This is a genomic window from Streptomyces sp. CNH287 (assembly GCF_000424825.1).
On the sequence record NZ_AUKQ01000004.1, the window covers coordinates 229622 to 248952 of the forward strand.

The window sequence follows — 19331 nt, forward strand, 5'->3', positions numbered from 1 at the left end:
GTGGATGATGCTGCTCGTGGGTATCGCCCTGGTCGCACCCGTCGTCGGCATCACGGTGATATGGCAGACGCAGCTCGACGGCCAGATCGACAAGGAGATCCGGAGGGAGTTCGACCGGCTGCGCCTGTTCGCGGAATCGGCGCGCGAGCATGACACCGGGAAGCCGTACCAGACATCCTCCGCGCTGCTGACCGCTTTCATGTCCGTCCATCTGCCCAACCACGACGAGACGTTCTTCAGCATGGTGGAGGGCCGCGCGGCCCGCCGCAGCCCCTCTCCGCCGCCCGCCCGGCTGGACCGGGACCCCGAGGCGCTGGCGAAGCTGGCAGCCGTCGAGGACGTGGGCACGGGTTGGCTTGACTCCTCAGCCGGGATGGTGCGATACGGCGTGCTGTCCGTACGCGTGGCGGGCGACGATCGGGACACCCGGCTCGTAGTGCTGCAGTTCCGGGACCGTCAGCTCGGTGAGGAGCAGCAGCTCGCACAGACATTGCTGGTGACCGCGTTCGGCGCGCTCCTGGTGGCCGGTGCCGCCAGCTGGTGGCTCGCCGGGCGGGTGCTGTCCCCGGTGCGGATGGTGCGGCAGACCGCCGAGCGGATCGGGGAGACGGACCTGACGGAGCGGCTGACCGTCACCGGCACCGACGACGTCGCGGATCTCGCGCACACGTTCAACCAGATGCTGGACCGGCTGGAGAACGCCTTCGTCACGCAGCGCCGTTTCCTGGACGAGGTGGCGCACGAACTGCGTACACCGATCACCGTCATCCGCGGCCACGTGGACCTGATGGACATCGGCGGAAAGCTGCGCGCGCCTGCCTCCCCCGGCTCGACCGCGCACGGAATCGTCGTCGACGAACTGGGCCGCATGAGCCGCATCGTCGACGACCTGCTGCTCCTGGCCAAGGCGGAGCGGCCGGACTTCCTGTCCGTCGGCCCGACCTGCCTCACCGATCTGACCGTCGACGCCGTAGCGAAGGCCAACGCCCTGGGAGACCGGCACTGGCGGCTCGCCGGGATCTCCGAGTCGGTCGTGCTGCTGGACGGCCAGCGGCTCACCCAGGCGCTGATGCAGCTGGCCGCCAACGCCGTACGGCACACCAGCGAGGGCGACCTCATCGAGATGGGCTCGCTGGTGCGCGGCGGCTCCGTGCTGCTGTGGGTGCGGGACACCGGGCCCGGCGTGCGTCCGGAGGACCAGGAGCGCATCTTCGAACGGTTCACGCAGGTCAACCGCGAGCCGGCGCGCGACGCGGTGAGTTCAGGCATCGGGCTGGGGCTGGCTCTCGTACGGGAGATCGCCCACGCTCACGGGGGGACCGCGCGGGTGGAGGACGCAGGCGGCGGAGCCCGGTTCGTGATCAGCCTGCCAGCACGCTTTCCCGCTCAGTCGGACGTCCCCAACGCCTTACTCGGACAGGAAGGCAGTGATGAACCGGATTCTCATAGCGGAGGACGAGTCCAGGATCACCTCGTTCGTCGAGAGCGGTCTGCGCCGGCACGGCTTCGTCACCGTGGTGGCCGCTGACGGCGCCACCGCCTACGAGCAGGCCCTCGGCGGGAACTTCGACCTGCTGATCCTCGATCTCGGCATCCCGGTGTGCGACGGCTTCACCGTGCTGCGGATGCTCCGCGAGAGCCGGGCGCGGCTGCCCGTCATCATCCTGACGGCGCGGAACAGCCTGTCCGACGTGGTGGCCGGGCTGGAGGGCGGCGCCGACGACTACATCTCCAAACCCTTCGCCTTCGAGGAACTGCTGGCCCGGGTGCGGCTGCGGCTGCGCAGGCAGAGCACCGCGGAGGTCTCCCAGCTGCGCGCCGGTGATCTGATGCTCGACCTGCGCACCCGGCGCGCGCACGTGAACGGGCGCACGGTGGAACTCTCGGCCCGGGAGTTCGCCCTCGCGGAGGTGTTCCTGCGCAATCCGGACCGGGTTCTCACCCGGGAGCAGCTCCTGAGCCGCGTCTGGGGCTTCGACTACGACCCCGGGTCGAACATCGTGGACGTCTACGTCCGCTATCTGCGCCGCAAGCTCGACGCCGACCGGGTGGAGACCGTGCGCGGCGTGGGCTACCGGCTGCGCGTCTGAACGCCCTTCCCTGCCACGGGCATTCCGCTTCCCCCTACGGCGGCTGGACGGGAGGTGCCGCGCGCGTGCGGGCGTGTGCCGACGCGCGTCGGCACACGCCGTGCGTGCTCCTGTACATGCCAGCCGCACGTGCCGCGTACCTGCACGGATGCGCCGTGGGTCGGCGCGGAACGCCGCCCGCGTAAATCATCCTGCGATGAGAACTCTCTCACTGTGGTCTCACGGTCGGCCAATACGTCGCTCACATGCTTCTCAGACCGCATTCCGCTCCGGGATGCCGAACCCCGAGAGGCGATCATGAGGGTACTGCTCGCGCAAGCGCGCACCTTTCAGCACCGAATGACCGCTGAAACCGAGATGCTGCAAAAGTTCGCCACCGGTCAGGCGCCATCCGTCCTGTTCATCACGTGTTCCGACTCCCGCGTCGTGCCGACCCTGATCACCGGGGCGCGGCCCGGGCAGCTCTTCGAACTGCGTACCGCGGGGCACATCGTGCCGCCCCACCAGCCGGGGCACGCGTGCAGCGAGGCCGCCACCATCGAGTACGCGGTGGAAGTCCTCAAGGTGAGCGACATCGTCTTGTGCGGGCACTCGCACTGCGGCGCCGTCGGAGCCCTGGCCCGCAACGAGGATCTCACACCGCTGCCGAAGGTGGCCCAGTGGCTCGACCCGGCCCGCAAGGGCCTGGACGGCGCGCTCGGCGTGGACGCCGAGGACCCGGCGCTGCCGGGCACGGTGCAGCAGCACGTCGTCACGCAACTGGAGGTGCTGCGCGGCTATCCGGAGGTCAGCCGGCGGACGGCGGCGGGCCAGCTCACGCTGCACGGCTGGTACTACCGCGTGGACACGGCCGAAGTGTGGGAGCTCGACCACGCAAAGGGGGTCTTCAGCCGGTACTGACCAGCCCGGACCTCCACACCCCCCCTGGGGCAGCGCTCGTCCCCCCAGCGCACGCCACATCGTTGTGGCGTGATCGAAAGGACTCACGTGCCCACCACCTTCTCTTTCCCCAGACCAGGTGCACGTCACTCATCGACCGCGTCACCGGGCAAGAAGCCCGGCAGGATCGACGCGCAGACCATCGGCCAGGACTTCCTGGCTTCGCTCGTGGTCTTCCTCGTAGCAATCCCCCTGTGTATCGGCATCGCCGCGGCCTCCGGAGTGCCCCTCGCACTCGGGATTCTCACCGGCATCATCGGCGGCTGCATCGTCGGCTGCCTGCCCGGCAGCAGCCTCCAGGTCAGCGGCCCGGCCGCCGGACTCGCCGCCCTCGTCCTGGAGTTCGTCACCGATCACGGCATCGGCATGCTCGGCCCCGTGGTCCTGCTGTCCGGTCTGCTCCAGATCGCGCTCGGCCTTTTCGGCATGGGCCGGCTGTTCCAGTCCATATCCCTCTCCGTAGTGCAGGGCATGCTCGCCGGTATCGGACTCCCCCTGGTGATCAGCCAGCTCTACATGGTCAGCGACGCCGAGCAGAAGGGCTCCGCGCTGGACAACCTCGCCGGGGTCCCGACCCTGGTGGGCGACATCCTCAGCAGCCAGGAGATGGCGGCCGCGCTCGGCCTCGGAGTCTTCGCGGTCGTGGTGTGCTTCTGCTGGCGGTTCGTGCCGGGGCCGCTGGGCAAGGTGCCCGCGGCGCTTGTCGCCGTGCTCGTCGGATCGCTCATCTCGGCGGCGCCGGGCTTCGACGTCGACCGGGTGACCGTCGGCGGGGTCATGGACGCCATCGACATCACCGGCCCCGGTGCGATGGGCGACGTCTTCGCCTTCGAAATCCTCACCATGGTCGTGACGTTCACGGTCATCGCCTCGGCGGAGAGCCTGTTCAGCGCATCCGCCGTGGACCGCATGCACACCGGTCCACGTACCAAGTTCAACAAGGAACTGTGCGCCCAGGGCATCGGGAACACCCTGTGCGGACTTGTCGGCGCGCTTCCCATGACCGCGGTGATCGCGCGCAGTTCCGTCAACGTGACCGCGGGCGCCAGGACCAAGGCGTCCCGGGTCATGCACGGCTTCTGGATTCTCGGCTTCGCGCTGCTGTTCCCCAACGTGCTGAAGCTCATTCCCGTGACGATCCTGGCGGGCATCCTGCTGCACGCGGGCTGGAAGCTGTTCAACCCCCCGGCCTTCTGGAAGATGTGGCGCCTCGACCGCGGTGAAGGCGTCGTCATGTTCCTGACCACGCTGGCCATCGTCGTCACCAACCTGCTCGAGGGCGTGCTCGTCGGACTCGCCGCCGCGGTCGTCCTGACCGCCCTGCGGATGTCCCGCATCACCATCCGCGACACCTCGGACGACGACAACTCCCGGCTGGAGGTCAAGGGGCGCGCGACCTTCCTGCGCATGCCGCAACTCATCGACGCGCTCGACCAGATCCCCACCGGGAAGCCCGTCCAGATCGACATGACCGGCGTCACCCATCTCGACCTCGCCTGCCGCAGCCAGGTGGAGAGCTGGGCGGCGCAGCGCCGCGGGACCGGCGTGGACCTCGTGGAGGTGCGGATGCCGGACGACGCCGTACCGGTCGAGGAGCACGACTTCGAGCCGCTCCCGGAACGGGAGGCCGCATCCCTCTCCAGCCGCACCCCCTGAGCGGCCGCGACCCCTCGTGGCCGCACGGCATGAGGGTAACGGGCCCCGCCATCGCCGGCGGGGCCCGCGCGGCGTGCGCGGGGGCGTCAGCCGCCGGAGCCGCCCAGCAGGCCCGCGCGGCGCAGCGCCTCGGCCATCTCGCTGTTCGCCGGGGGCGCCGCCGCCGCGCCCCGCTTGCCCTTGGCCGCGCCGCCCCGACCGCCCTGGCCACTCGGGCCGCCCTGCCGGCGACCGCCGCCGCCCTGGCTCCGGTCCTGACCGCCCTGCCGGTCCCGGCCGCCCTGCCCGCCGCCCTGCCGCTGGCGGGGCGTGGTGGCCCCGCCGCCGCGACGGCCGCGGCCCTCGCCGCCCTCACCGTCCGCGGGTGCCTGCTCGTCCAGCCGCAGCGTGAGCGAGATCCGCTTCCGCGCCACGTCCACCTCCTGGACCTTCACCTTCACGATGTCGCCGGGCTTGACCACGTCGCGCGGGTCCTTCACGAACGTCTTCGACATCGCCGACACGTGGACCAGGCCGTCCTGGTGCACGCCGACGTCGACGAAGGCACCGAACGCGGCCACGTTGGTGACCACGCCCTCCAGGACCATGCCCGGCGCCAGGTCGCCGAGCTTCTCGACGCCCTCCATGAAGCTGGCCGTCCGGAACGCCGGACGCGGGTCCCGGCCGGGCTTCTCCAGCTCCCTGAGGATGTCGGTGACCGTCGGCAGCCCGAAGGTGTCGTCCACGAAGTCGGCGGGCTTGAGCGTGCGCAGCACCTGGGTGTTGCCGATCAGGGACGGCACGTCCGCCCCGGCCGCCCGCACCATCGTGCGCACCACGGGATACGCCTCCGGGTGCACCGCCGAGGCGTCCAGCGGGTCGTCGCCGCCGAGGATGCGCAGGAAGCCGGCGCACTGCTCGTACGCCTTGGGGCCCAGCCGTGCCACAGCCTTGAGGTCCTTGCGGTTGCGGTAGGGGCCGTTGCCGTCGCGGTGGGCCACGATGTTCTCCGCGAGGCCGCTGCCGATGCCGGAGACCCGGGAGAGCAGCGGGGCGGAGGCGGTGTTCACATCGACCCCGACGCCGTTGACGCAGTCCTCGACCACGGCGTCCAGTGAGCGGGAGAGCTTCACCTCCGACAGGTCGTGCTGGTACTGCCCCACCCCGATCGACTTGGGGTCGATCTTGACCAGCTCCGCCAGCGGGTCCTGGAGCCTGCGCGCGATCGAGACGGCGCCGCGCAGCGAGACGTCCAGGTCGGGCAGCTCCTGCGAGGCGAACGCGGAGGCGGAGTAGACCGAGGCGCCCGACTCGGAGACCATCACCTTCGTCAGCTTCAGCTCGGGCCGCGCGTCGATGAGTTCACCGGCGAGCTTGTCCGTCTCGCGGGATGCCGTGCCGTTGCCGACGGCGATCAGTTCGACGCCGTGCTCGGCGGCCAGCGCCGCGAGCCGCTCCCGGGCCGCCTCCCACTGCTTCTGCGGCGCGTGCGGGAATACCGTCTCCGTCGCGGCGACCTTGCCGGTGGCGTCCACGACGGCGACCTTCACGCCCGTACGCAGGCCCGGGTCGAGCCCCATGGTCGCGCGGGTGCCGGCCGGGGCGGCGAGCAGCAGGTCGCGGAGGTTGGCCGCGAAGACGCGCACCGCCTCGTCCTCGGCGGCGGTACGCAGCCGCAGCCGCAGGTCGATTCCCAGGTGCACCAGGATGCGGGTACGCCAGGCCCACCGCACGGTGTCCGCCAGCCATTTGTCACCCGGGCGGCCCTCGTCGGCGATGCCGAACCGCCGCGCGACGGCGCTCTCGTACGCGCTCGGGGTGCGGGGCCGCTCGGCCGGAGGCCCGGCCGCGCCGGCGGCGTCCGGCGAGCCGGGGGGCTCCGGGTCGAGTGTGAGGTCGAGGACCTCCTCCTTCTCGCCGCGCAGCATCGCCAGCACCCGGTGCGAGGGCAGGTCGGTGAACGCCTCGGAGAAGTCGAAGTAGTCCTTGAACTTGGCGCCCGCCTCCTCCTTGCCCTGCCGCACCCGGGACGCGAGCTGCCCGCGGCTCCACATCCGCTCGCGCAGCTCGCCGATGAGGTCGGCGTCCTCCCCGAACCGCTCGGTGAGGATCGCCCGCGCGCCCTCCAGCGCTGCTGCGGCGTCGGCGACGCCCTTCTCCGGGTCCACGAACGCGGCCGCGGCGGCGAGCGGATCGACGCCGGGGTCGGTCAGCAGGGCCTCGGCCAGCGGCTCGAGCCCGGCCTCACGGGCGATCTGCGCCTTGGTGCGGCGCTTGGGCTTGAAGGGCAGGTAGATGTCCTCCAAGCGCGCCTTGGACTCGGCGCCGCGGATGCGGGCCTCCAGGGCGTCGTCCAGCTTGCCCTGCCCGCGTACGGACTCCAGGATCGCCTCGCGCCGCTCCTCCAGCTCCCGGAGGTAGCGCAGCCGCTCCTCGAGGGAGCGCAGCTGCGCGTCGTCCAGCAGCTCCGTCGCCTCCTTGCGGTAGCGGGCGATGAAGGGAACGGTCGAACCGCCGTCGAGCAGCTCGACCGCGGCCTTGACCTGCCGCTCCCGTACGCCGAGTTCTCCGGCGATCCTGCCTTCGATGCTGCTCGTCACGTTGATCCGTTCCGCTTCTCGGTGCCGTTCGTCCCAGACCGGATGCCACCCGGTGAGCCTGCATTGTGGCAGGTGGCACCGACAGGCGGCCGGTGGGACGCGCACGGAGCACCTCGGTGGCCCCGGTCAGCGGCGTCCGCCTGCCCGCGAGGCACCTCCGAACAGGCGGGCCAGGGCGCGGAAGGGAAGGGTCACGATCGTGGCGATGGCGCCGCCGATCATGCGGAATATGTCTGCGATGGCCTTCATGGACGCCGAGTTGCCGCAGCCGCCGTCGCCAAACCCCGGCCCGGCCGCGAGGTGGCCGGGCGGCGGCCGCCCGGTGGTCAGTCCTTGCCGAGGAGGTCGGCCGGGAAGGCGCCGTTGCCCAGCGCGGTGGTGGTGAAGCCGGTCGCCAGCTCGGTGAGCCGGGCCACGCCCTCCGCGCCCAGCACCTCGTACGGGCGCCGGTCCAGCTGGTCCGTCTCCTCCTCCAGCCGCTTGCGGAGCGTGCGGCCGGCCTCGGTCAGCGCGCCCGCCTCGTCGAGCAGGCCGCGCTCGCGCAGCCGGTCCTGGGCGGCCGTCCAGTCCTGCCGGTCGTAGCCGCGGGTCGCAAGAATCCACCGCGATGCCATGCCGTGCCCGCTGGCGGTGTGGCTGACCAGCGCCTCCAGCGGGTCCAGGCCGGCGTGCTGGAGCACCGCCAGGTGCGCGTCGCCGCGGTGTTCGCGCAGCAGCGTGGCCGCGTGCCAGAGCGCCAGGTGCGGGGTCTGGGGGACCGGCAGGTCCGCGTGCGCGGCATAGAGCGGACGGCCCGGACGGGTGCAGCCGCGTGCGGCGCGCAGCGCCAGCCCGGCCGCCTCGCGTACTTCCGCCGAGGCGAGGGTCTTCTCGCCGAGCAGCCGGGCGAGAGTGGCGTCCGCCGCGCGCAACCGGGCGGCCAGGACGGTGTCGGGGGAGGCGAAGTCCCAGACCTCGGGCACGAAGCGGGCGACCAGGGCGTGGCTGAAGTGGTAGAAGGCGGCGGTCACCGTACCCGCGCCGACCGTCCCCATCGCCGCGGCACGGCTCGCCAGGTAGGCCGCGTTGGGGTCCTCGATGCCGTACGGCGCCAGTTCCCGGGCCAGGTCGGGTGAGAAGTAGACGGTGGAGTGCAACGGGTTGAGCACGTGCTGGCAGCGCCGACCGGCACGCGCGGGGAGAGTCGTCATGCTCTCACGTTACCGAGCGGTAATGGAGAAGAGGAAGGGGCGCGGCGCAACGCCGGGGAGGGTGGCGGCGCGGCGTGTTCAGCCCGGCCAGCGGAAGCGCGGCGCCCGCCGCTCCAGGAAGGCGGCGATGCCCTCGGCCGCCTCGCCGCTCGCGGCGGACTCCTCCTGCCACCGCGCCAGGCGGTCCGCGTCCGCGCGGCCGTCGGTGAACTCCTTGGCGGCGGTCTGGGTGAGCCGCGACCGCGTCGCCAGCAGCGCGCCGAACTCGGCCACCCGTCTCTCCAGCGCGTCGTCCGGTCCGCCGGGATGCACCTCGTCGACCAGCCCGCAGCGCAGCGCGCGGTCGCTGCCGATCAACTCCCCTGAGAAGAGCAGGTACTTGGCGGTGGCCGGGCCGACGAGCCGCGCCAGGCGCCCGGTGGAGCCCGCCGGGTAGACGATGCCGAGCTTCGCCGGGGTGACGCCGAAGAGCGCGTCCTCGGCGGCGAAGCGCAGGTCGCAGGCGGCGGCGAGCTGGCAGCCGCCGCCGACGCAGTGTCCGCGCACGGCCGCCAGGGTGGGCTTGGGGAAGGCGGCCAGCGCCTCCTCGGCCGCCACGGTCAGGCCCTGGGCGGCCGGGGTCTGTGTCCGCAGCGTGCCGATGTCGGCCCCCGCGCAGAACGTGCCCCCCGCGCCGGTGAGTACGAGCACCCGCACCGCGGGGTCGGCGGCGAGCGATTCCAGGAGAACGGGAAGCCGCCGCCACATGGCCGGGGTCATCGCATTCCGCTTCGCCGGGTGGCTGATGGTCACGGTGGCGATTCCGCCGCTCCGCTCCGTGCGCAGCGTGGCTTCTGCTGACTCCATGCACCTGATCGTATCCGCCGCCCTGGTCACGCTGCGGCACACGGCTTATGCAAAAACGGTCACATCGGATTCCGCTTCGAACAGGACACGCCAAAACTTATCGATAAGTGTCGACTTGCGGTCACTGGACCAGGGGTGAGGTGTGAGATCTCAACACTCGATACAAGAACAGATGCAAGAACAGATGCAAGAACACTCGATAGGAGCGGGGTGCGGGAGATGGAAATCCGCGGGAGTCTGCCGGCGGATGCGGGTGGCCGGGCCTCGGTCGCGACACCGGTACAGGACCGCGCGACGCCGCTCTGGTACGAGGGGACGTGGCGTTTCGCGGCGCCGGTGGCCGACACCTCGGTCCCGCAGCTGCGGCACGCCGTCCGGGACCTGGTACGGCGGCAGCGGGCCCCCGTCCCCGGCGAGCTGCTCCAGGGGCTGCTGCTGATCGTCTCCGAACTGGTCACCAACTCCGTGCGGCACGCGGCGCTGCTCTCACCGGAGATCGGCGTGGAGGTGTCCCTCGGCGCCACCTGGGTGCGGGTCGCCGTCGAGGACGGCCACCCCTACCGGCCCAAGGCGCTGGCCGCCGACCCCGACCAGGAGCACACCGGAGGTCGCGGTCTGCTCCTGGTCAAGACGATCACTCAGGAGGCGGGCGGGGTCTGCGACGTGGAGCAGACGGGCAGTGGCGGCAAGGTCATCTGGGCGGCGCTGCCGCTGCCCGCCGCCGGGAGACCAGGGGCCGCGCCTGCGCTGTGAGCCCGCTTCACCAGCCGGCCGCCGGCCCGGTCACCTCCCGTACGGCCGGCCGGGCCGCGTCCAGCACCGTCATGAACCAGGCGGAGAACGGCCCCTCCGCGTGCAGTTTCTCCAGCTCCTCCGGAGTGACGAAGGCCGTCTCGGCGATCTCCTCCGCGTCCGGCCGCAGCGGGTCGGTCACCAGACCGGTGAAGAGGTGGTTGAACTCCTGCTCGACCAGCCCGGACGCGGGGTCGGGGTGGTTGTACCGCACCGTGCCGCCCGCCCGCAGCAGGGCGGGCGCCGCGCCCAGTTCCTCGCCCACCCGCCGGGCGGCGGCCACGAAGGGCGGCTCGCCCGGATAGGGGTGGCCGCAGCAGGTGTTGGACCAGACGCCGGGGGAGTGGTATTTGCCCAGCGCGCGCCGCTGGAGCAGCAGACGGCCGGAGGTGTCGAAGAGGAACACGGAGAAAGCCCGGTGCAGTTGGCCCGGCGCGATATGGGCGGCGAGTTTCTCCTCGGTACCGATCGTGGTGCCGTCCTCGTCGACCAGTTCGAGCATGATCGGGGCCGCTGAGCTGTTCGCCATCTTCGTCCTCTTCTCGGCTTGTCCGGTTACCCGGTTACCCGGTCGGTCTGCCGTGTCAGTCTGCCGTATTCAGTGGCACAACTTGGCCTCGTGCGCGGCATGTCCAAGGGGTTCCAGCTGGAAAGTACAGTGCTCGACATCGAAGTGCTCACCGAGGCAGCCCTGGAGTTCGTGCAGTATCCGCTCGTGCCCGACGGCGTCCAGCGCCTCCTGGTCCACCACCACGTGCGCCGAGAGTACGGGCATTCCCGAGGTGATCGTCCACACGTGCAGATCGTGCAGGCCCTCGACACCGGGCACCGCCAGAATGTGCGCGCGCACCTCGTCCATGTCCACGTCACGCGGAGCCGACTCCAGCAGCACGTCCAGCGCCTCCCGTGCCAGCCGCACCGTGCGCGGCACGATCATGAGGCCGATGAGGATCGAGGCGATCGGGTCGGCGGGCTGCCAGCCGGTCAGCAGGATGATCCCGGCCGAGAGGAGCACCGCGACCGAGCCCAGCGCGTCGGCCAGCACCTCCAGGAACGCGCCGCGCACGTTCAGGCTCTCCTTCTGGCCCCGCATCAGCAGCGTGAGGGAGACGAGGTTGGCGAGCAGGCCCAGCGCGCCGAAGAGCAGGGTGAGCCCGCCGTCGGTCTCGGCGGGGGTCACGAAGCGTTCGACCGCCTCGAAGAGGATGTAGCCGCCGACGCCCAGCAGCAGCAGACAGTTGGCGAGCGCGGCGAGGATCTCGGCCCGCGCCAGGCCGAAGGTCCGCCGGTCGTCGCTGGGGCGGTTGGCGAAGTGGATCGCCAGCAGCGCCATGCCCAGCCCGACGGCGTCGGTCGCCATGTGGCCCGCGTCGGCCAGCAGGGCCAGGGAGTCCGCCGCCAGCCCGCCGACGATCTGGATGAGCATCACCGCGAGCGTGATGCACAGCGCGGTCCGCAGCCGCCCCCGGTACGCGGCGGAGGCCGTGCTGCCCGCCCCCGGCCGGGGCCCTCCGTGATCGTGTCCCGCGCCCATGCTGCCGCCTTCCGCATCGCTCCGAACGTACTGGCGATCACCAGTGAACTACGGGCGGGGGGTATCTTGCAACGCGGCACTGAACACCGTTGTCATGTGCTCTGACCAGGGCTTTTGCTTCGCAGGTCAGGGGGTTGGCGGCGGCTTTACGGGGGACGAGGCGCCGCGGCTGTCGCCGCCCGGCCCGGAGGTGACGGGACAGTCCTTGGAGACCGTCGTTTGTGGCCCGTGCCATGATCGGACATGCTGTCCCGCGGCAGGGCAACCCCGCCGCGGTGAATGCGTGGTGAACGCCCGCCGTCACGCATCGGATAGCCTCTGCCGACACGCCGCCGTCCCACGAACGAGTGAGGGGCGCGCCTGGACCTGCGCCCTGCCCACGGCGGCCCGCCGTGCGCCGGCCGCATCAGCGCATCCGCCGTTCCGCCGCCAAGGAGTGAGTTCCGCTGTCCACCGCCATCCTCACCGGCCCGCCGGTCGCCGGGTCACCGCTGGAGAGCGGCCTGCGAGCACTGGGGTTCGACGTGCGGCGGGCGGACGACGACGCCGGTGTGCGCGCCGCGCTGGCTGCGGTCCCGGACCGGGAGCGGGTCGCCCTCGTGGACCCGCGCTTCGTGGGGCACCCGCACAGCCTGCGGCTCGCCCTGACCGACCCGCGCTTCGCCGCCGCGGCGGTGCCCGGCGCGCTCACCGTCCAGCCGGAGAGCCGCGGCGCGCTGTCCCGCGCGCTGGCCGCACCGGACGCCGAGCCCGGTACCGCACCGGCCGCCGGGACGGCGACGGCCGCACCGGCTGCGACGCGGACCGAAACCGACACCCGCACCGGCCCGCACCCCGCGGCCGTCCGCACCCTGCCCGACGTACTCGCCGACCGCCTGGCCGCCGACGGCGTCCCTCTGCACCGCCCGGAGCTGGGCGTGCTCGTCGCCACCGTCCCGGCCGGCCCCCAGGAGCGCGCCGAAGCCGAGGCGGCCGTCGCCCGCACGGACGACGAGGCCGTACGGCTGCGCGGCGCGGTCAAGGCGCGGGACGGCTTCTTCACCACCTTCTGCGTCAGCCCCTACTCCCGCTACCTCGCCCGCTGGTGCGCCCGCCGCGGCTTCACGCCCAACCAGGTCACCACCGCCTCGCTGATCACCGCGCTGATCGCGGCCGGGGCCGCCGCCACCGGCACCCGCGCCGGGTTCGTCGCGGCGGGCGTGCTGCTGCTCGCCTCCTTCGTGCTGGACTGCACCGACGGCCAGATCGCCCGCTACTCGCTGCGCTACTCGACGCTGGGCGCCTGGCTGGACGCCACCTTCGACCGGGCCAAGGAGTACGCCTACTACGCGGGCCTGGCGCTGGGCGCCGCCCGCGGCGGCGACGACGTGTGGGCGCTGGCGCTGGGTGCGATGGTCCTCCAGACCGCCCGGCACGTCGTCGACTTCTCCTTCAACGAGGCGAACCACGACGCCACCGCCAACACCAGCCCGACGGCCGCCCTCTCGGACCGTCTCGACAGCGCGGGCTGGACCGTCTGGGTCCGGCGCATGATCGTGCTGCCGATCGGCGAGCGCTGGGCGATGATCGCGGTGCTCACCGCCTGCACCACCCCGCGCATCACCCTGTGGGTGCTGATCATCGGCTGCGCCCTGGCCGCCTGCTACACCACCGCCGGACGGGTGCTGCGCTCGCTCACCCGTAAGGCGCGGCGCACCGACCGTGCCGCGCGGGCACTGGCCGACCTCGCCGACAGCGGCCCGCTGGCACTGGCCGTGGCGAGCGCCGGGCGCGGCCTGGCCGCGCCGCTGGTCGCCGCCGCGGGCGGCGCGGTGGTGGTGGCGACGGCGCTGTGGGCGCCCGTGGGCAGCTGGTGGCCGGTGCTGGGCGCCGCGCTCTACGCGGTCACCTCCGGCCTGGCCGTGGCCGCGCCGCTCAAGGGCGCGCTGGACTGGCTGGCGCCGCCGGTCTTCCGGGCAGCGGAGTACTCCACCGTCCTGGTGCTGGCCGCCCGGTCCGAGGTGAACGGCGCACTGCCCGCCGCTTTCGGGCTGGTGGCGGCGGTCGCCTACCATCACTACGACACGGTGTACCGCATCCGCGGTGGCACTGGTGCGCCTCCGCCCCAGCTGGTGCGGGCGATCGGGGGGCACGAGGGGCGGACCCTGGTGGCCGCCGCCGTCGCCGCCCTGTGGCTGGGCGGCGGGGAGAGCCAAGGACAAGGTTTCACCATCGCGCTGACCGTGCTCGCCGCGGTCATCGCTGTGGCGGTGCTCAGCGAGAGCATCCGCTTCTGGGTGTCCTCCAAAGCACCCGCCGTACACGACGAATCAGGAGAACCCGCATGATCGGCCTTGTGCTGGCAGCCGGCGCCGGACGGCGCCTGCGTCCCTACACCGACACCCTGCCCAAGGCACTGGTCCCGGTGGGCCCGGAACCGGAGGGGGGCGGCGAGGCCAAGACGATCCTCGACCTGACCCTGGCCAACTTCGCCGAGGTCGGCCTCACCGACGTCGCCGTGGTCGTCGGCTACCGCAAGGAAGCCGTCTACGCGCGCAAGGAGGAGCTGGAGCGCACGTACGGCGTCTCGCTCACCCTCATCGACAACGACAAGGCCGAGGAGTGGAACAACGCCTACTCCCTGTGGTGCGCCCGTGACGTGATCAAGCAGGGTGCCCTGCTGGCGAACGGTGACACCGTGCACCCCGTCTCCGTCGAGAAGACGCTGCTGGCCGCGCGCGGCCAGGGGCAGAAGATCATCCTGGCGCTCGACACGGTCAAGGACCTCGCCGACGAGGAGATGAAGGTCGTCGCCGCCGAGGGCAGCGGAGTCCGCCGGATCACCAAGCTGATGGACCCGGCTGAGGCGACCGGCGAGTACATCGGCCTCACGCTGATCGAGCCGGAGGCCGCCGAGGAACTGGCCGACGCACTGAAGGCCACCTTCGAGAAGGACCCCGACCTCTACTACGAGGACGGCTACCAGGAGCTGGTCAACCGCGGCTTCACCATCGACACCGCACCGATCGGCGAGGTCTCCTGGGTCGAGATCGACAACCACGACGATCTCGCCAAGGGCCGGGAGATCGCATGCCGGTACTGACCCGACTGATCCCGTCCCCCCTGACGGTCGACATCCGGGCCGGTGCCCTCAACGATCTCGCGGGACTGCTGGCCGACCAGCGGATCTCGCCCGGCGGCAAGCTCGCCGTGGCCATCAGCCCGCGCTCGGGCCAGGCCCTGCGGGACCGGATCGCCCCGGCGCTGCCGGGTGCCGACTGGTTCCATGACGCCGACGGCACCATCGACGGCGCCGTCCGGCTGGCCGACGCCATCAAGAAGTCCGGCCGCTACGACGCGGTGGTCGGCCTCGGCGGCGGCAAGGTCATCGACTCGGCGAAGTACGCCGCCGCGCGCATCGGTCTGCCGATGGTTGCGGTGGCCACCAACCTCGCCAACGACGGCCTCTGCTCGCCCGTCTCCACCCTGGACAACGACGCGGGGCGCGGCTCGTACGGCGTCCCGAACCCGATCGCGATCGTCATCGACCTGGACGTGATCCGGGAGGCCCCGGTGCGCTACGTGCGCGCCGGGATCGGCGACGCGCTCAGCAACATCTCGGCCGTCGCCGACTGGGAGCTGTCGCACCGCGTCACCGGCGAGGCGTTCGAGGGCCTCGCCGCGGCGATGGCGCGCAGCGCGGGCGACTCGGTGCTGCGCAACCCCGGCGGCATCGGCGACGACGAGTTCCTCGTCATCTACGCCGAGGCGCTGGTCCTGACCGGCATCGCCATGTCCATCGCCGGGGACAGCCGCCCCGCCTCCGGGGCCTGCCACGAGATCTGCCACGCGCTGGACCTGCTCTACCCCAAGCGCTCCGCGCTGCACGGCGAGCAGTGCGGCCTGGGCGCCGCCTTCGCGATGCACCTGCGGGGCGCGCGCGAGGAGACGGCGCTGATCACGAGCGTGCTGCGGCGGCACGGCCTGCCGGTGCTGCCCTCCGAGATCGGCTTCGACGTGGACGAGTTCGTCAAGGCGGTCGAGTACGCACCGCAGACCCGCCCCGGGCGCTACACGATCCTCGAGCACCTCGACCTGTCCGCCGACCAGATCAGGGACGCATACGCCGACTATGCACAAGCCATCAGTAGCTGAACTCCGCCCGATCGTTCACCCTGACGGGGTCAAGGACCGCCGCAGCGGGGAGCACTGGGCCGGGCGCCTCTACATGCGCGAGATCTCCCTGCGCTGCGACCCGTATCTGGTCAACACCCGGATAACGCCCAACCAGCTCACCTACCTGATGATCGTCGCGGGCGTCGCGGCGGGCGCGGCGCTGCTGGTGCCGGGGCTGACCGGGGCGATCCTGGCGGCGCTGCTCATCCAGCTCTACCTGCTGCTGGACTGCGTCGACGGCGAGGTCGCCCGCTGGCGCGGCCAGACCTCCATCACGGGGGTCTACCTCGACCGCGTGGGCCACTACCTCTGCGAGGCGGCGCTGCTGGTCGGCTTCGGCGTCCGGGCTGCCGACGTCTTCCAGACCGAGGGCGACTCGGCGAACTGGATGTGGGCGTTCCTCGGCACCCTGGCCGCCCTCGGCGCGATCCTCATCAAGGCGGAGACGGATCTCGTGGACGTCGCCCGTGCCCGCAGCGGGCTGCCCGCCGTGCAGGACGAGGCGGCCGTGCCGCGCTCGTCCGGCCTGGCGCTGGCCCGCCGGGCGGCGGCGGCGCTGAAGTTCCACCGGCTGGTCGGCGGCGTCGAGGCGTCGCTGCTGATCCTGCTGGTGGCCGTGCTGGACCTGATCCAGGGCGACCTCTTCTTCACCCGGCTCGGCGTCGCCGTGCTGGCGGGCATCGCGCTGCTCCAGACGCTGCTGCACCTGGTCTCCGTCCTGGCTTCCAGCAGGCTCAAGTGAACAGCCCGGCGGCACCCGGCGAGGCGGCCCCCGGCCCGGCACCGTCCCGCACGGCGGCAGGCGGTACGGCGACGCGGCTCGGCGCGGTCATCCTCACCATGGGGAACCGGCCGGCGGAGCTGCTCGCCCTGATCGCCTCCGTCGCCGCGCAGGACGGCGACCCGGTCGAGATCGTGGTCGTCGGTAACGGGGCACCGCTGCCCGCGTTGCCGGAAGGTGTACGCACGGTCGAGCTTCCGGAAAATCTCGGCATCCCCGGCGGGCGCAATGTCGGTATCGAGGCTTTCGGCTCCGGCGGCACCGATGTCGACGTCCTGCTCTTCCTGGACGACGACGGGCTGCTGCCGCGGACCGACACGGCGCAGCTGTGCCGCCGGGCGTTCGAGGCCGATGCGCGGCTGGGCATCCTCAGCTTCCGGATCGCCGACCCCGACACAGGGGTGACCCAGCGCCGCCACGTGCCCCGGCTGCGCGCCTCCGACCCGGCCCGCTCCTCGCCGGTGACCACCTTCCTCGGCGGCGCCAGCGCGGCCCGTACGCGGGTGCTGGCGCAGGTGGGCGGGCTGCCCGACGAGTTCTTCTACGCCCACGAGGAGACGGACCTGGCCTGGCGGGCGCTGGACGCGGGCTGGGGCATCGAGTACCGCGCCGACCTGGTGCTGCACCATCCGACCACCGCCCCGAGCAGGCACGCCGTCTACCACCGGATGGTCGCCCGCAACCGGGTGTGGCTGGCCCGCCGCAACCTGCCCGCCGTACTGGTCCCGGTCTACGTGGGTGTCTGGCTGCTGCTCACCCTCGCGCGCCGGCCCTCACGGCAGGCGCTGCGGGCCTGGCTGGGCGGCTTCAAGGAGGGGTGGACCACACCGTGCGGCCCCCGTCGGCCGATGCGGTGGCGCACGGTCTGGCGGCTGACCAGACTGGGCCGCCCTCCTGTGATCTGACAAGCTCGTATCTGAGAACATCGGGGGCTCGAGTCACTTGCAGAGTGAGGACGAAAGTTTCAACGTGAGCGAGACTACGCACAAGGGTGCGGTCGCTGTGAATTCCCCGCCGTCACCGGATGAGAGCCTGCCGCCGGCGGAACTGGCGGCCAAGTACGGCCTGACGGTGAGCGGTGCGCGCCCCGGCCTGGCGGAGTACGTCCGCCAGCTGTGGGCGCGGCGCCATTTCATCCTCGCCTTCTCCCAGGCCAAACTGCACGCGCAGTACAGCCAGGCGAAACTGGGCCAGGTGTGGCAGGTGCTCACACCGCTGCTGAACGCCACGGTCTTCTTCTTCATCTTCGGTGTGCTGCTCGGCGGGCGCGGCGGGATGGCGAACGACGAGTACATTCCCTTCCTGGTCACCGGCGTGTTCGTGTGGACGTTCACGCAGCAGTCGGTGATGTCCGGCGTACGGGCGATCGCGGGGAACCTGGGCCTGGTGCGGGCACTGCACTTCCCGCGCGCCTCGTTGCCCATCTCCTTCTCGCTCCAGCAGCTCCAGCAGCTCCTGTACTCGATGATCGTGCTGGCGGTGATCCTGGTCGGGTTCGGGCACTACCCGACCCTGCTGTGGCTGCTGATCGTGCCGGTGCTGGCCCTCCAGTTCGTCTTCAACACCGGGCTCGCGCTGATCATGGCCAGGCTGGGCAGCAAGACCCCCGACCTGGCCCAGCTGATGCCGTTCGTGCTGCGTACCTGGATGTACGCGTCCGGCGTGATGTTCCCGCTGGAGTACATGCTGGAGAAGCGGGACACCCCGTCCTGGCTGACGGACGTGGTGGCGGGCAACCCGGCCACCGTCTACATGGAGCTGATGCGGTACGCGCTGATCGACGGCCCGCACCACCAGAGCATCGGCGGCCACGTGTGGCTGCTCGCGGTCGGCTGGGCGGTGCTCGTGGGCATCGGCGGATTTGTGTTCTTCTGGAAGGCGGAGGAGCGTTATGGCCGTGGCTGAGAAGTCGACCGAAGCGAAGGCTCCCGGAGCGGAGCTTCCCGCTGTGGCCGGGGGCCCCCGGGTGCCCACGGTCATCGCGGAGGAGCTGCACATCGTCTACCGCGTGAACGGCGGCGCCCGCGGCAAGGGCAGCGCCACCGCCGCCCTCAACCGGATGATCCGGCGCGGTACGGACAAGGGCGTACGCGAGGTGCACGCCGTCAAGGGCGTCAGCTTCACGGCCTACCGGGGCGAGGCGATCGGCCTGATCGGCTCGAACGGCTCCGGCAAGTCCACCCTGCTCAAGGCCATCGCGGGCCTGATCCCCGCCGAGCGCGGCAAGGTCTACACCAACGGCCAGCCCTCGCTGCTCGGGGTCAACGCGGCGCTGATGAACGACTTGACGGGGGAGCGCAACGTCATCCTCGGTGGGCTGGCGATGGGCATGACGCGCGAGCAGATCCGGCAGCGCTACGAGGGGATCGTCGACTTCTCCGGGATCAACGAGAAGGGCGACTTCATCACGCTGCCGATGCGCACGTACTCCTCGGGCATGTCGGCCCGGCTGCGGTTCTCCATCGCGGCGGCCAAGGACCACGACGTGCTGATGATCGACGAGGCGCTGGCCACCGGCGACAAGAAGTTCCAGAAGCGCTCCGAGGCCCGTATCCGCGAGCTGCGCAAGGAGGCCGGTTCGGTCTTCCTGGTGAGCCACAACAACAAGTCGATCCGGGACACCTGCGACCGGGTGCTGTGGCTGGAGCACGGGGTCCTGCGGATGGACGGGGAGACCGGGGAAGTCCTCAAGGAGTACGAGAAGTTCACCGGCAAGTAGCGCATCCGCGGGCCCGCCGTTCGCGGCGGCCCCACCGGTCGCACAGGAGC

The 19331-nt window shown here is 71.6% G+C and carries 18 protein-coding genes; 12 read left to right on the forward strand and 6 right to left on the reverse strand.

All coding sequences use genetic code 11. The features are described 5' to 3' along the window. Positions 1 to 4 precede the first annotated feature (4 nt). The 4 genes from H299_RS0103975 to H299_RS32065 all read left to right on the forward strand — a co-directional run bounded on the left by H299_RS0103975 (position 5) and on the right by H299_RS32065 (position 4685). Entirely contained in the window at positions 5 to 1528 is a 1524-nt protein-coding gene (locus tag H299_RS0103975) for an ATP-binding protein (protein ID WP_051262108.1), read from the forward strand. Beyond that, positions 1431 to 2090: a response regulator transcription factor gene (locus H299_RS0103980; protein WP_027747352.1), complete on the forward strand. Its 660-nt coding sequence runs from the start codon at positions 1431 to 1433 to the stop codon at positions 2088 to 2090. The genes H299_RS0103975 and H299_RS0103980 overlap by 98 nt, the downstream gene beginning before the upstream one ends. 297 nt (positions 2091 to 2387) lie before the next feature. Then, positions 2388 to 2990 (forward strand): carbonic anhydrase, encoded by a 603-nt coding sequence (locus H299_RS0103985; RefSeq protein ID WP_027747353.1) that lies wholly within the window; start codon positions 2388 to 2390, stop codon positions 2988 to 2990. Positions 2991 to 3059: 69 nt separating this feature from the next. After that, positions 3060 to 4685 carry a SulP family inorganic anion transporter gene (locus H299_RS32065; protein ID WP_486587140.1) on the forward strand — a complete coding sequence of 542 codons (1626 nt, stop codon included), beginning with the start codon at positions 3060 to 3062 and terminating at the stop codon, positions 4683 to 4685. Between the two features lie 86 nt (positions 4686 to 4771). On the opposite strand, the gene H299_RS0103995 is transcribed toward H299_RS32065, so the two are convergent. From H299_RS0103995 to H299_RS0104010, 4 genes are all read right to left on the reverse strand, one after another. Further along, positions 4772 to 7264 carry a Tex family protein gene (locus H299_RS0103995; RefSeq protein ID WP_027747354.1) on the reverse strand — a complete coding sequence of 831 codons (2493 nt, stop codon included), beginning with the start codon at positions 7262 to 7264 and terminating at the stop codon, positions 4772 to 4774. Between the two features lie 126 nt (positions 7265 to 7390). Further along, the gene (locus tag H299_RS40175; RefSeq protein ID WP_486587141.1) at positions 7391 to 7513 is read right to left on the reverse strand and encodes an LPFR motif small protein; all 123 of its coding nucleotides are present in this window, start codon (positions 7511 to 7513) and stop codon (positions 7391 to 7393) included. A 77-nt stretch (positions 7514 to 7590) separates the two neighbouring features. After that, a complete protein-coding gene (locus H299_RS0104005; RefSeq protein ID WP_027747355.1) occupies positions 7591 to 8454 on the reverse strand; it encodes an SCO6745 family protein in 864 nt (287 codons plus the stop codon). 78 nt (positions 8455 to 8532) lie between these two features. Beyond that, on the reverse strand, positions 8533 to 9300 hold the full coding sequence (locus H299_RS0104010) for an enoyl-CoA hydratase/isomerase family protein (protein WP_027747356.1): 768 nt from the start codon (positions 9298 to 9300) through the stop codon (positions 8533 to 8535). Between the two features lie 219 nt (positions 9301 to 9519). On the opposite strand from H299_RS0104010, the gene H299_RS0104015 reads away from it, so the two are divergent. Continuing rightward, on the forward strand, positions 9520 to 10053 hold the full coding sequence (locus H299_RS0104015; RefSeq protein WP_027747357.1) for an ATP-binding protein: 534 nt from the start codon (positions 9520 to 9522) through the stop codon (positions 10051 to 10053). A 7-nt stretch (positions 10054 to 10060) separates the two neighbouring features. Here H299_RS0104015 and idi read toward each other — a convergent pair whose 3' ends face one another. Further along, on the reverse strand, positions 10061 to 10621 hold the full coding sequence (gene idi, locus H299_RS0104020) for an isopentenyl-diphosphate Delta-isomerase (RefSeq protein ID WP_027747358.1): 561 nt from the start codon (positions 10619 to 10621) through the stop codon (positions 10061 to 10063). Between the two features lie 69 nt (positions 10622 to 10690). Further along, the gene (locus H299_RS0104025; protein ID WP_027747359.1) at positions 10691 to 11626 is read right to left on the reverse strand and encodes a cation diffusion facilitator family transporter; all 936 of its coding nucleotides are present in this window, start codon (positions 11624 to 11626) and stop codon (positions 10691 to 10693) included. 446 nt (positions 11627 to 12072) lie between these two features. Between H299_RS0104025 and H299_RS0104030 the strand changes: the two genes are divergently transcribed. The 7 genes from H299_RS0104030 to H299_RS0104060 all read left to right on the forward strand — a co-directional run bounded on the left by H299_RS0104030 (position 12073) and on the right by H299_RS0104060 (position 19281). Then, positions 12073 to 13953 (forward strand): CDP-alcohol phosphatidyltransferase family protein, encoded by a 1881-nt coding sequence (locus H299_RS0104030; protein WP_078512449.1) that lies wholly within the window; start codon positions 12073 to 12075, stop codon positions 13951 to 13953. After that, the gene (locus H299_RS0104035; RefSeq protein WP_027747361.1) at positions 13950 to 14708 is read left to right on the forward strand and encodes a phosphocholine cytidylyltransferase family protein; all 759 of its coding nucleotides are present in this window, start codon (positions 13950 to 13952) and stop codon (positions 14706 to 14708) included. The genes H299_RS0104030 and H299_RS0104035 overlap by 4 nt, the downstream gene beginning before the upstream one ends. After that, complete coding sequence (locus tag H299_RS0104040; RefSeq protein ID WP_027747362.1) at positions 14696 to 15760, forward strand: iron-containing alcohol dehydrogenase family protein; 1065 nt, start codon at positions 14696 to 14698, stop codon at positions 15758 to 15760. Before H299_RS0104035 ends, H299_RS0104040 begins: the two co-directional genes overlap by 13 nt. Further along, positions 15738 to 16523 (forward strand): CDP-alcohol phosphatidyltransferase family protein, encoded by a 786-nt coding sequence (locus tag H299_RS0104045; protein ID WP_199782388.1) that lies wholly within the window; start codon positions 15738 to 15740, stop codon positions 16521 to 16523. The genes H299_RS0104040 and H299_RS0104045 overlap by 23 nt, the downstream gene beginning before the upstream one ends. Before the next feature lie 98 nt (positions 16524 to 16621). Then, complete coding sequence (locus tag H299_RS0104050) at positions 16622 to 17467, forward strand: glycosyltransferase (RefSeq protein WP_037757875.1); 846 nt, start codon at positions 16622 to 16624, stop codon at positions 17465 to 17467. 64 nt (positions 17468 to 17531) lie between these two features. Next, the gene (locus tag H299_RS0104055) at positions 17532 to 18467 is read left to right on the forward strand and encodes an ABC transporter permease (RefSeq protein ID WP_078512450.1); all 936 of its coding nucleotides are present in this window, start codon (positions 17532 to 17534) and stop codon (positions 18465 to 18467) included. Beyond that, positions 18454 to 19281 (forward strand): ABC transporter ATP-binding protein, encoded by an 828-nt coding sequence (locus H299_RS0104060; protein WP_078512451.1) that lies wholly within the window; start codon positions 18454 to 18456, stop codon positions 19279 to 19281. Before H299_RS0104055 ends, H299_RS0104060 begins: the two co-directional genes overlap by 14 nt. The last annotated feature ends 50 nt before the right edge of the window (positions 19282 to 19331 follow it).